The sequence below is a fragment of the Pseudomonas cyclaminis genome (genome assembly GCF_015163715.1).
GTDB classification, from domain to species: Bacteria; Pseudomonadota; Gammaproteobacteria; order Pseudomonadales; family Pseudomonadaceae; genus Aquipseudomonas; species Aquipseudomonas cyclaminis.
In genome coordinates this window covers 18,882-30,306 of the sequence record NZ_JADDUM010000222.1, presented here as the reverse complement: position 1 = coordinate 30,306, position 11,425 = coordinate 18,882, and the positions used below count along the sequence as shown (strand labels likewise).

Sequence of the window (11,425 nt, the reverse complement as noted above, 5' to 3'; positions counted from 1 at the left end):
GCCGCTGCCGACCACTGAGTACCTGGACGACAGCATTGATCTGACCCAGCGTTTGAAGGCGGTAGGCGGCAATATCTCCCACTTGGCGCGGGAGCTGGGGGTGAGCCGCAACACGTTGTACAAACGCCTGCGCCAAGGCAACGACTGCCCCCCGTAGCTGCCGAGCGCAAGCGAGCTGCGTTGGCGCCTGCGCAGATCGCAGGGTGTCAATACGTCCGCTACGGCAGGCTCAGCGCGGCTTGACCACCACCAGCAAGTCGGTGAAGTACTCCACCTGGATCGGCAGGTTGTCCGCCAAGGTCGACAAGGCCGCTGCCGTGTCGTCCAGCTTGAATACGCCGGACACGCGCAGGCCGCGCAGGGCCTGTGGGTCGAAGCGGACCATGCCGTGGCGGTAGCTGGCCAGGGTTTGCAGCACTTCACTCAGGGGCTGGTCGTTGACGGTCAGCAGGCCACGCGTCCAGGCGTCCGGGTCGGCATTGCCGACCGTTTGCGCGGGCGTTGCGCGCCCATGGTCGAGGACGGAACGCTGGCCGGCGCTGACCTTGACGCCCTCCTCTGCCTTACCTTTGACCGCCACGGTGGACTCGATCACCGTTACCACTGTCGTGCCGTCCGGCGCACGCTTGACCAGGTAACGGGTACCCAGTGCGGTCGCCGTGCCTTGGTCGGTGCGCACCACGAACGGCCGCTGCGCATCTTTGGCCACGTCTACCCACAGCTCGCCTTGCAGCAGTTCGATCACCCGTTGGTGGCCGTCGAATTTCACGTCCACCGCCGAGTTGCTGTTGAGCTGCAACTGGCTGCCGTCTTCGAGGGCGATCTGGCGACGTTCGCCGACGCCGGTACGCTGGTCGGCCATCCACACCGGCAGGTGCTCCAGGCTCAGCCAACCGCACAGCGCGATACCGAGCACACCCAGCAGCTGTGCGCCGCATGCCCGTTGCGGGGCAAATGCGCGATTCAGGGCGCGGCGCGCCGGTTGTGCGGGCACGCTGTCGAGGCTGCCCCATAACGCACGCATACGGTCGATGGCCACGGCATGGCGCGGGTCGGCCTCGCACCAGGTGTTGAAGGCCTGACGGTCGGCGTCGGTGACGTCTTCGTCGTGCAGGCGTGTCAGCCAATTCGCTGCTTGCTGGATGATCTGTTCGGAGTTCATGACAGTGGGTCGGCCGCGTGCAGGCTGTGATAGCAGTGCACCAGGGCGCTGGAGATGTAGTTTTTGACGGTGCTGGGGGACACTTCCAGACGCACGGCGATTTCGCTGTAGGTCAGGCCGTCGAGGCGACTCAACAAGAACGCCTCGCGGGCCTTGGGCGGTAAGCCGGCGAGCATTTCAGCAATGCGTTCCAAGGCTTGCAGGGCAACGTGGATCGCCGCCGGGTCGGGCATGCCGGCGTCTTCACACTGGATGACCAGCGCCTGCATGTAGGCTTTTTCGATACGGCGACGACGGGCACCGTCGATGAGCAAGCGTCCCGCCGTGGTGGCCAGGAAGGCACGGGGTTCCTTGATCGCGTGCGGCTCAGCCAGCATCAATACACGGATGAAGGCGTCGTGGGCCAGGTCGGCGGCGTGCTGGGAGCACCCGAGTTTCCTGCGCAGCCAGCCATGCAACCAGCCGTGGTGCTCGCGGTACATCGCCGTTAGGATTTTCTGACGTGCTGAGTCGCCCAGCGCGGCCGGAATGTCATGCATGCGCAAAAACTTCTCAAATGGGAAATATTACCAATTGCGCGAACAATGCCAGTAAAACGATGTCGGGGCAAGGGGCCCCATTCTCTAAAACCGCCCCTCCCTCAGCGCCAACTCCACGACACACCCGTGTAGATGCCACGGCCATCCGCCGGGGTAGAACGCGCAGCATCCACGCCTTTGTCGTCATAGCCCGGCGTGACGGTGTTGGCGTAACGGCGGTTGGTGAGGTTGCGCAGGTCGACCCAGGCTTGCCAGTCCTGCTTGGGCGCGTCGTAGCCGAACGTTGCGCCAACAATCGTATAGGCCGCGGCGTAGTAGGAGTTGGCGTAGTCCACCGCCACTGTTGATGAATGCTCGGTGTTAACGCTGGTGTAGAAACCGGTCGGGTGGCTGTAGCGCAGTTGCGCCTGGTAGTAGTGCTTGGGGATGCCCGGCAAGGTGTTACCACCGAAACGGTCGTCGTCGCGGTAGTGGAAGTCGCTGAAGGTGTAGGCCTGGCGCAGGTCGAGCTTGCCGCTGTGGCCGCCGTCCCACAGTGGGCTGAGCAGGCCCAGTTCCACGCCCTGGTGCACGGTGGGGCTGGCGTTGGATTCGGCGACGATGGCATTGCTGGTAGAGGTCTGGGCCTGGGTTTCCACGGTGAGCAATTCGTGGCGCACCTCGGAGCGGTACAGCGCCAGGTCCCACTGGCCGAGCCATGCGTCCCCGCGACCGCCGACTTCCAGGGTGGTGGCGGTCTGGTTTTTCAGGCTGACGCCTTCACGCGCCATGCCTTTGGCAGGACCGCTCGTAAAGTATTTGTTGGAACCCCAGATCATCGACCACGCGTGCGGCGGCTCGACCGAGCGACTGAGGTTGCCGTACACCTGCAATTGCGGGTTGAAGTCATAACGCAGGCCGATGCGCGGCGCGTAGTCCCAATCGTGCTGGCTGAGCGGCGCCTGTCCCTCTGGATAGGTGACCTCGGTTTCGCGGCGGGTGTAGATGGCGGCCAGGCCGGTGGTCAGCCACAGGTCCGGCACCAGTTCCAGGTCGTTGCCGATGTGCAGCACGGTGTCGGAGCCCAGATAGCTGTAATCGCGGGTCTTGGTGCCGGGGGCATAAATGGCCGTGTTACCGGTGGGAATGCGCACGTATTCGGCGCCGCCATTGTTGGGCATCGCCTGGGTGGTGCGCAGGCCGAGGGTGGTTTTGCTGTCGTGGCCGAACACCGTGTCCTGGCGGATGTAGTTGAGGGTGCCGCTGACGTCGGTGTAGGCGACTTTCAGGCGGATAGTGCCCTCGCGCAGGTCCATCGGGTAATCGTGATACGCCAGGCCGACTTCAAGGCGGGAGTTGTCGTCCAATTGCAGGGTGGTCTTGTTGGCGATCCAGGTCGAGCCAGGTTGCAGGCGCTTGGAATCGCGGGCAGCGTTGAGGCTATTGGCAGCCCGTGGGTCGTGGCTGATCTGAGCGCGGGTGAGTTTGCCGGGAGTGTCGTTGGTGGTTTCGCGATAACGGAAATAGAAGCGGGTTTCCAGGTTCGGGTTGAAGCGGTAGCCAAAGTTGGCGGCCACGCCCTTGCCCGTGGCCGCGCTCTGGCGCTGGTAGCCGTCGGATTGCGAGTCGGTGAGGCTGATGTAGTAGTCGGCGTCGCCCAGCACCTGGCCCGAACTGATCTCGCGCTGAGCATAGCCACGACTGCCCGCCTCATAGCGCACTTGCAGCTTGGGGGCGTCGTAGCCCGTTCGCGTGACGTAGTTGACCGCGCCACCGAGGGCCAGGGCACCCTGATCAAAACCGTTGGCGCCGCGTAACACCTCGACCCGGCTTTGCCACAGCGGGTCCTTGAGTTCATAAGGCGTGCCGCCGGGGCCGGTCAGCGGCAGGCCATCGAACATTTCGTAAAGCCCCGACGCATGGGAGCCAGGGCTGCGGTTGAGGCCCGAGCCGCGAATGGACAACTTCACCCCTTCGTTGTTCGCCGCCTTGGCGTAAACCCCCGGCTGGTACTTGAACACATCTTCGTTGGTGCTCACCCGCCCCTGCTGTACGCCGCTCATGTCAATGTAGTTGGTCGCGCCGGACACGCTCTTGAGCTGCGCCTGGGCCATTTCGCCCGCACTGGCTTCAGCCGTGGTGACTTCGACCGGAGCCAGTTGCAGGTCTTCGGCGTGCACCAGCGAGCTTAAGGTCAAGGCGGCAAACAGGAATGGAGGTTGGCGCAGCAGCATGGGCGAGTCCTTGGAATTCGGGGGCGTGAACGGCAGGGCCATCACGCGAACAGTGATGGGAAGCCAACGATGCCCAGCAAGTCACGCCTTATTAACGGACCAGACCCTTCCCACGACAGTGTCGGACCGGTTTTATTTACTAAGTCCAAAATCGAATTAACACATGCAAACTCAGTATTTAAAGAAATAACCAACACCCATTACTGTGGAGCCACTGAGTCACACACGAGATCGCCCCCCATGCCAGCATCCGCCACCGTCATCGACTTTTCCCTCCACCGCAAACGCGCCAGGCCCGCGCAGCGGCTGAGTTGATGTGGGCGATGTACGCGGCTCGCGCAGGGCTGGCGGTGTTTACCACCCAGGCTGCGATGTCCAGCGATACCCGCCGGGCGTAGGCCGATGAATTTTTTGCATGTGCTTCCCGAACCGCCCGCGCCCCCGCCCAAACCCACGACCGACGACGATGTCATCAGCCTGTGCGTTGCACATAACCTGCAACGTCTGCGCAGCAAACGGAATTTGTCATTGGACGGGCTGGCCCGTGCCTGCGGCGTGAGCCGGGCGATGCTGGCGCAGATCGAATCCGGGCGCAGCGTGCCGTCGATCAAGGTGCTGTGCAAGATCGCCAAGGGGCTGAAGGTGTCGGTGGCGGCGTTCCTGGAAGACCGCGCGTTCGAAGGCGTCGAGGTGTTGCCGGCACAACAGAGCAAACGCCTGGTGAGTGCCGATGGCGCGTTTATCAGCCGTGCGTTGTTCCCCTACGATACGGCGCGCCAGTCGGAGTTCTACGAGATCCGCCTGCGAGCCCTGGGTGAGGAGGTATCTGCCGGCCACGGCCCCGGCATCCAGGAAAACCTGGTGGTGGCCCAAGGCGTATTGGAAGTCAGCGTCAATGACGAGCGCTATTTGCTGTCGACCGGCGATTCGATTCTGTTCTACGCCGACCAGCCGCACCGCTATCGCAACCCGGCGGACAGTGAGGCGGTGGCGTTCCTGGTGATCACCTACCCAGAACGGCTGGACTGAATGCAAAACGCCCCGACTAATCGGGGCGTTTTTTATTGCGCGGGACCTGTCAGCAGGTGCAGCACATCATCGGCATGCCGTTGCAGCTCATCATCATCGGCATGGCGCAGTCGTTCATCATTTTGTTCATCAGCATGCAGCAATTGTTCATCATGGCCATGCTCATGCCTGGCATCGGCATCATTTTGCACATCATGGCGTCGGCCATCATGGTGCATTCCATCACACACTTCATCATCGGCATCGGCATGCCCGTCATCGGCATCATGTTCATGCCGGTCATCATGGCCATGGCGTCGGCCGACAGGCACATCATCGACATATTGGCGCACTGCATCATCATCGGCATGCCGCAGTTCATCATCATCGCCATCATCTCGGCGTTAGTCTTGAACTGAGCCATGTCCATGCCGGCGGCAGGCTTCATGGTGCACATCATCGCGTCACCGGCCATCTCGCACTTCATGGTCGCCATCATCATCGGCATGCCCATCATGGGCATCATTGGCACGGCGGTGTTCATCGGCATCTGCATTGCGTTCATCATGTTCGAAACTCCGTAATCGACAGGAAATGGCTAAGTTCTGGCGCCGATTCTAGAGATGCCTGGGGTCTGCACAAGACGACGGCCGAGCAGCAGGAATGGGTGTTGTGCAGCCGCTTAGTCGATCGCAACAGCGAGGAATGATGTGATGACCGTTGTTTCGCTGCAATAACGCCGACAGACGCAATCAAAGCGTCGAAACGGCTGTGATGGATATTCGACCCAGGAATACCCACCAACCTTAAGGAAATAAACGATCTAACGCTGGCTCAGATAGCCCGAAGTCAGGCCCTGCTGTACTGCAATTCCAGAGTGGTGCTGATCAGCCGGGTGAAAATCGTGAGTATCTCGACCATTTGCGGGTTCTCGAGCTTTTTCGGCAACACGTCCAAGGCGCACAAGGTGCCGAAGACGCTGCCGTCGGAGAAGACAATCGGCAGGGAGATGTAGCTTTCGAAGCCATGTTTCCTGGGCAAAGGATTTTGCCAGAACACCGGATCCTTGCTGGCGTGTTCGATAATGATGGGCTTGGGATTGGCCCGCAGACCGTTGCACAGCGTGGCTTCAAGCTGCAATTGAGAGCCGACCTCCACGCCGAAATGCAGCTCGTCGTACACCGCGCAGGCCACCCAGTGGGTGTCGGTCATCTTCGAAATCGCCGAGAAGCGCATATCCGTAAGACGCGTGGTCAGGCGCAGGATATTGGACGCTGTTTCTATCTCGGCGATGACGGCCAACTCTTCAGGGGTTAATGATTTGATAGCACTCTCCTGATTCTCAAATAACAACCAAGCAGCCCTATGCCCGGGCTATTGCAGCTCGTTCGCAAAACGCCCCACTGCGTTCACCACCTGCTTGGCGCCACCCTGGATCTCGGTGATGACGGCGCCAGCCTGGTTGGCCAGTGTCAAGCCTTGCTCAGCCTGCTCACGACTGCTGAACATCTCGGTAATGGCTTCGTCGGCAAGGCGCTGGTTTTGTTGAACCACGCTGACAATTTCTTCGGTTGCCGTGCTGGTACGGCTGGCCAATTGCCTTACTTCATCCGCTACCACCGCAAATCCACGGCCCTGTTCACCCGCTCGGGCGGCCTCAATGGCGGCATTGAGCGCAAGCAGATTGGTTTGCGCGGCAATGCCGCCGATGGTCTGCACAATGGCACTGATCAATAACGACTGTTTGCCCAGCGCCTCAATGCTGCCGGTGGCGGATTGCATCTGCAGGGCAATGTTTTGCATGGTCTGCACGGTGTTTTGCACAACCGCCGCGCCGCGTTCAGCCGTGACGTCGGTTTGCAACGACACCTCGTAGGCCACGCCGGCGGCGGCCTTGACCTCGGACTCGCGCAAGACCTGGTCGGTGACCACGCTGGCAAACTTGACCACTTTGCACAGCTTGCCCTCGGCGTCGTGCACCGGGTTGTAGGTGGCTTCGAGCCAGACCTCGTTGCCGCGGCTGTCCACACGCTTGAAGCGGCTGGCGACAAATTCGCCGCGATTGAGGGTTTGCCAGAACGCGGCGTATCCGCTCGAAGCGGCCTCCTGCGCGGTGCAAAACAGACTGTGCTTTTTGCCGACGATCTGATCGAGTGTATAGCCCATGGCGTCGAGAAACTGGGTATTGGCGGTGACCACCGTCCCATCCAATTTGAACTGAATCACGGCCGTCGAGCGTATCAACGCGTTGATAAACGCCTCGTTTTCCTTGGCTTGCTCAATGGCGCGACTGACCTCAATGCCGTAGCCCTGGATCTGCGACAGTTGGCCGTCACGGCCTTTGACTGGGCACCAGGTGAGATTGATCCAGGCCAGGCTGCCGTCACTGCGCAGGAAACGGTAATCGTCGCTCACCGGTTCGGAGCGGGCGACTGCTGCGTTGAAATCATGGAAACAGGGTAAATCCCTGACGTAAGGCGGAACAATTTCACTCAAGAGACGGCCCTGCAACTGCTCGCAGGAGTAACCCAGAGCCCGGGCAAAATCCTCGTTGACGGCAGTGAGCCGCATGTCGGCATCCAGGCATATGGAGAGCATGCCACGGTCATACTGCGTAACAAGCTGTCGCAATTGGAAAAGCTCGTCGTCCCGGTCCTGCAGATCCTTCTTCAAGCGGCGGTTGAACATGGCGGCGTCCCTGAGTTAGTCATCACTGCATCGGCCATGGGGCCTGCGGCTTAAGCATAGGCCGACGAACAGTCAGTTGCCCCCTCAGTTGTCTCGCAAAACAAAAATGGATCTAACCGGCAGGCCGATCCAGTGTCTGCATCAGATCGTCCGCCTCGGAGCCCACCGGAAACCTGAAACCGTACATCTGATCAGCCGCCAGTATTTCCCTAAGGGCCTCGACGAACTGCGCCTCGGTGGGTGAATCACGCAGCAGTTTGTGCGCCGGTAATAACAGCTCGGCAGGAACCCCCTCGACACTCGCGGCGTCGATAACGGCAAAGAGGATAAAGCGCAGGCGTATCTCGCGGTCCGTCGGCCACACCGTTTTTCGCTTGCCCAAGGTAGGGCCTCACTTTTTCGGAAAAGTCCGAGGCTATTGCCGACGTCGGGGCGTTTCAAGCACAGGGGTGCAACATAGGCCACTTCCTACATCGAAAAGAGAAAAGCCGTACGCGCCAGCCGATCATTGCACCGGCAGGAAATTCATCAGCAACAAACTTTGCGCATAGTTGAGCCCGATACGCCGATACCGCTCATCCAGCATCTGGGTCAGCAGGTCAAGCCGCGCCACAATCTTGCCAAACTCCACGGCAAAACTGAGGTTGCTGCCCTCCTCCGAGATCTCATTGGAAAACAGCAACAACACGCCATTCGCATCCTGACGCTTGCTCAGCAGCCAAGTGGCCTTCTCGATGTTGCGCGCGGCATTGCTGACGAACTGCGGGTTGATCGAGTCGGTCATGTAGAACTCAGTGCGCCCGCCGTGAGCGGTCACCAACATGCTGCCGATCGCGTAGATAAAAGCGCCCACCCGGTCGCCCTGGAACTCCGGACTCAAGGAGTAACTCAACGCCGCCAGGTCGCGACGCTCCCCCAGGGCAGGCAGCGGTCGACGCTGCTCGATCGCCTGGCGAATTTCCCGCTCGGCACTCACCGCATCCGGATAACCCGACTGCCGCCACTGGCTGGGGTTGCGCAGGTATAGCTTGCTCATCAGCAGATACAGGCTTTGCAGATTGTCGCGCATGCCCAGGGTGGCCATGCGATCGACACTGGTCTGAAAGAACTCATCGGGCTTGCCATTGGTGAACTGCCTGGCAATGTCCTGCCCCTGTTGCTGGGTGCAACCTGCCGCGCCGAATATCAACATCGCAGCCAACAGCAGCGGCCAGCGTATGCGACGAATGTTTGAAAGAGGAAACGTGCGAACCATCGGCACCCGATCTTGTTCTTCTGCCCTCGCGGGGAATCGGCGGGGCTGGGACAAAGATAGAGCAGAGAAATCAAAAAAAGTGCGACGGGTATCGGCAGATTGTCACGAGACCCGCATGCCAGAGCGTTTCGTGACGAATTCGTTTCAGGGTCTATACTTTCTGGAGCAGTTGCGTGTGTTGTTGGCGAGCCAGGGTGGCATTTCAACCTTCGAGCGGCCTGGCGCGTGTATGCACATCGCCTACGGCACTACCACCAGCAACTGCAAACGAGGTGACGGCGATGAAACATCCAATTCGAGCACAAATGTTTGCCCAGGTGATCTGCCTGCTTTCGGTGGCCCAGCTTTTTTGCTGATTGAGATGAGAAACGGCCTTTAACATTGGCTGCGGGAGTGGCACGGCGAGGTATTGCCCATCGGACTGCCAAACCCCATAAACCAGGGATTCGAACCCTGGGAACGCTATTAACGTTCGCCGGTTTTCCAGACCGCCGAAGGCCTTCGGCGTTCCTTTACTCGCAGCTACCAACCAAGCTACAGGCCGCATACTGCAAGGGGTGCGGTTTTAGTTTGGGAACTGTTCCCCCCCAGCGTCCTGCCGATCGAATACAAACCAGAATATGCTTCACCGCTGCATGCAATCTAAGGAACGTCTTATATTCCCAGCATCGCTTTACCGTCAATATGCCCGCTGAATTTTTCAGCGCAGATAAATATGAACTATATTGACGTTTTAAAAAAAAATCTGCAGGTGGCGCTTACTGTTTAATACCACAGCCGCGATAGCCTTAGCGTATTCATCGGGCACTTTAGCTGCGAACTGCGCATTCACCAGTGGGTTTAGTGAATTCACAGCCAACTTTGGGAGTAAGCCAATTAACTTGACGATTCCTAAGGATGCTCCTATCGGCACCATTGTTTATCAGGAAACTATAACATCGCCACAGAAAGGCTTTCAATGCAGTGCAGACAGCCCCTTTGTCTTTGCTCTCAACCCAGCATTCGGTAGCGTCACCACGGGCAAAATTTTTCCCTTGGGCAAAACAGGCCTCTCCCTCCAAATCAAGTATGAAGACTTCGGATATCTTTCAGCGGATTATGTGCTGGCCGGGAAAGTGTATCTCGACCCTCCCAGGAGCTACACCATTGAAGTTACAAAAACCAGCGAGCAACCCGCGCAAAATGTCGTCCCCGCTGGTCTCTTGGGAACACATAAATGGGGAAACCTGGTCCTCGTAAAGCTGAACCTGCTGAATCCAATCGTATTGAATTCCGCTTCCTGCCAAACCCCCGATGTTTCGGTTCAAATGGGGGACGACTATCAATTGCATGAGTTCAGAAACGTGGGTGATACGCCCCGTACAATCAAATTCAATATTGGGCTCAATCAATGCCAGACGGGCATCCAGAAGGTCACCTACTCGCTCACCGCTACTTCTCAAGTCATCGACCAGCAGAATGGCGTAGTAGCACTGAACTCCAGTTCAACGGCAAAAGGAATCGGCTTGAAATTAATGAATGACGCAGGTCAACCGATCGCCCTAGGCACTACTTACCCATTCAGCGGGTTCACCACAACCGGGACAAACTTCAAGATCCCGCTATCCGCTGCTTACTACCGCCTGGCAGACAAACTGGAAGCAGGCAGCGCAAATGCGTCAGTCACGTTCACAGTGAATTACCTGTAATACGGTCAGAATCACCGGTTGATCCAGCAGAGGACCGACCATAGCGATGCTGTAAATTGCGGAAATCACATGAAATGATGTGGAAACGATCAAGCGACTTGCTCGGCCTATCGCGACGGACCAGAAACACAAAAGCCCCCGCATTGCGGGGCTTTTGTTTGAATTTTGGCGGGAAACCAGGGATTCGAACCCTGGGAACGCTATTAACGTTCGCTGGTTTTCAAGACCGATAGGCAAACTCAAGCGGGCCAGTGTGTTGAAGGCGGACAGCGTTCCCTAACTCGCAGTTAGCAGCGGAGCTACAAACCTTATTCTGCAAGGGGCGCGATTTTAGTTTGGGAACTGCTTTTGCTCCCACACGGCGCTCGTCGCTTGAGCATTCGGCCCGTATGACAATGGCTTTTTTAAACTTCAAAACTGGCTCTGTAGCAAAAAAAGTAAGCAATCTGGCCGACCTTATTTTTTGCTCAAAAAAAGCCTGGCTCCTGCCAGGCTTTTTTTGATGCTACTCAACGATTGCTATCAGGCGTTCTCTTCACCTGCTCCCATCCGTTGCCGGCTTTGGTAGTAGGAGGCAGCGGCTTGTTATCGGCGACGGTAGCAAAGTTATCTTGCTTACCTCCCCGCGGCCCTACCTCTTGAAAAATACCACCACTTTTTCCGGTGTTTTGGCCTGGCTTGAGACTCATAGCTAAATACCCCATATATAGCGGTCAATTCCGACCGCAAGCACAACATATGGTATCCACAATTAAAAATCAACGCTTGGAAGTCAAAAACCCGGCTACATAAAACAAAAATAAAAGTTTCGACATTTTTTTGACAATTCCGTTTTATGTGCTACGTACTACCCACACCCCGATTGTGTAGGG

At 58.3% G+C, this 11,425-nt stretch carries 12 protein-coding genes; 4 read left to right on the top strand and 8 right to left on the bottom strand.

The features are described from left to right. Positions 1–157 (top strand): helix-turn-helix domain-containing protein (locus IQK56_RS24915; RefSeq protein WP_193901863.1); only part of this gene is annotated, 157 nt, incomplete at its 5' end. A gap of 72 nt (positions 158–229) precedes the next feature. Here the strand turns inward: IQK56_RS24915 and IQK56_RS24910 are convergent. From IQK56_RS24910 to IQK56_RS24900, 3 genes are all read right to left on the bottom strand, one after another. Next, complete coding sequence (locus IQK56_RS24910; RefSeq protein WP_193901862.1) at positions 230–1,162, bottom strand: FecR family protein; 933 nt, start codon at positions 1,160–1,162, stop codon at positions 230–232. Next, positions 1,159–1,701 (bottom strand): sigma-70 family RNA polymerase sigma factor, encoded by a 543-nt coding sequence (locus IQK56_RS24905; protein WP_150760650.1) that lies wholly within the window; start codon positions 1,699–1,701, stop codon positions 1,159–1,161. The genes IQK56_RS24910 and IQK56_RS24905 overlap by 4 nt, the downstream gene beginning before the upstream one ends. Positions 1,702–1,802: 101 nt before the next feature. After that, positions 1,803–3,914, bottom strand: a complete 2,112-nt coding sequence (locus IQK56_RS24900; protein ID WP_193862511.1) for a TonB-dependent receptor family protein — start codon at positions 3,912–3,914, stop codon at positions 1,803–1,805. A 402-nt stretch (positions 3,915–4,316) separates the two neighbouring features. Here IQK56_RS24900 and IQK56_RS24895 point away from each other — a divergent pair, with 402 nt between their 5' ends. After that, the gene (locus tag IQK56_RS24895; RefSeq protein WP_122309792.1) at positions 4,317–4,943 is read left to right on the top strand and encodes a helix-turn-helix domain-containing protein; all 627 of its coding nucleotides are present in this window, start codon (positions 4,317–4,319) and stop codon (positions 4,941–4,943) included. A gap of 49 nt (positions 4,944–4,992) precedes the next feature. On the opposite strand, the gene IQK56_RS24890 is transcribed toward IQK56_RS24895, so the two are convergent. From IQK56_RS24890 to IQK56_RS24870, 5 genes are all read right to left on the bottom strand, one after another. Then, positions 4,993–5,490 carry a hypothetical protein gene (locus IQK56_RS24890; protein WP_193862510.1) on the bottom strand — a complete coding sequence of 166 codons (498 nt, stop codon included), beginning with the start codon at positions 5,488–5,490 and terminating at the stop codon, positions 4,993–4,995. A 281-nt stretch (positions 5,491–5,771) separates the two neighbouring features. Continuing rightward, on the bottom strand, positions 5,772–6,224 hold the full coding sequence (locus IQK56_RS24885) for a GAF domain-containing protein (RefSeq protein ID WP_224793922.1): 453 nt from the start codon (positions 6,222–6,224) through the stop codon (positions 5,772–5,774). A gap of 72 nt (positions 6,225–6,296) precedes the next feature. Next, positions 6,297–7,610, bottom strand: coding sequence for a methyl-accepting chemotaxis protein (locus IQK56_RS24880; protein ID WP_122309789.1), 1,314 nt, complete (start codon positions 7,608–7,610; stop codon positions 6,297–6,299). A gap of 112 nt (positions 7,611–7,722) precedes the next feature. Continuing rightward, positions 7,723–7,992: a hypothetical protein gene (locus tag IQK56_RS24875; RefSeq protein ID WP_122309787.1), complete on the bottom strand. Its 270-nt coding sequence runs from the start codon at positions 7,990–7,992 to the stop codon at positions 7,723–7,725. Between the two features lie 123 nt (positions 7,993–8,115). Further along, on the bottom strand, positions 8,116–8,865 hold the full coding sequence (locus IQK56_RS24870) for a hypothetical protein (RefSeq protein ID WP_150676929.1): 750 nt from the start codon (positions 8,863–8,865) through the stop codon (positions 8,116–8,118). 115 nt (positions 8,866–8,980) lie between these two features. Between IQK56_RS24870 and IQK56_RS24865 the strand changes: the two genes are divergently transcribed. Together IQK56_RS24865 and IQK56_RS24860 are read left to right on the top strand one after the other, a co-directional pair. Continuing rightward, positions 8,981–9,244, top strand: coding sequence for a hypothetical protein (locus IQK56_RS24865; RefSeq protein ID WP_191629779.1), 264 nt, complete (start codon positions 8,981–8,983; stop codon positions 9,242–9,244). 502 nt (positions 9,245–9,746) lie between these two features. Further along, entirely contained in the window at positions 9,747–10,553 is an 807-nt protein-coding gene (locus IQK56_RS24860) for a fimbrial protein (RefSeq protein ID WP_246500285.1), read from the top strand. Positions 10,554–11,425: the final 872 nt, after the last annotated feature.

Coding starts and splice junctions, on each gene's coding strand:
- IQK56_RS24910 (WP_193901862.1), bottom strand. CDS start 1,162: ATGAACTCCGAACAGATCATCCAGCAAGCAGCGAATTGGCTGACACGC.
- IQK56_RS24905 (WP_150760650.1), bottom strand. CDS start 1,701: ATGCATGACATTCCGGCCGCGCTGGGCGACTCAGCACGTCAGAAAATC.
- IQK56_RS24900 (WP_193862511.1), bottom strand. CDS start 3,914: ATGCTGCTGCGCCAACCTCCATTCCTGTTTGCCGCCTTGACCTTAAGC.
- IQK56_RS24895 (WP_122309792.1), top strand. CDS start 4,317: ATGAATTTTTTGCATGTGCTTCCCGAACCGCCCGCGCCCCCGCCCAAA.
- IQK56_RS24890 (WP_193862510.1), bottom strand. CDS start 5,490: ATGATGAACGCAATGCAGATGCCGATGAACACCGCCGTGCCAATGATG.
- IQK56_RS24880 (WP_122309789.1), bottom strand. CDS start 7,610: ATGTTCAACCGCCGCTTGAAGAAGGATCTGCAGGACCGGGACGACGAG.
- IQK56_RS24870 (WP_150676929.1), bottom strand. CDS start 8,865: ATGGTTCGCACGTTTCCTCTTTCAAACATTCGTCGCATACGCTGGCCG.
- IQK56_RS24865 (WP_191629779.1), top strand. CDS start 8,981: ATGCCAGAGCGTTTCGTGACGAATTCGTTTCAGGGTCTATACTTTCTG.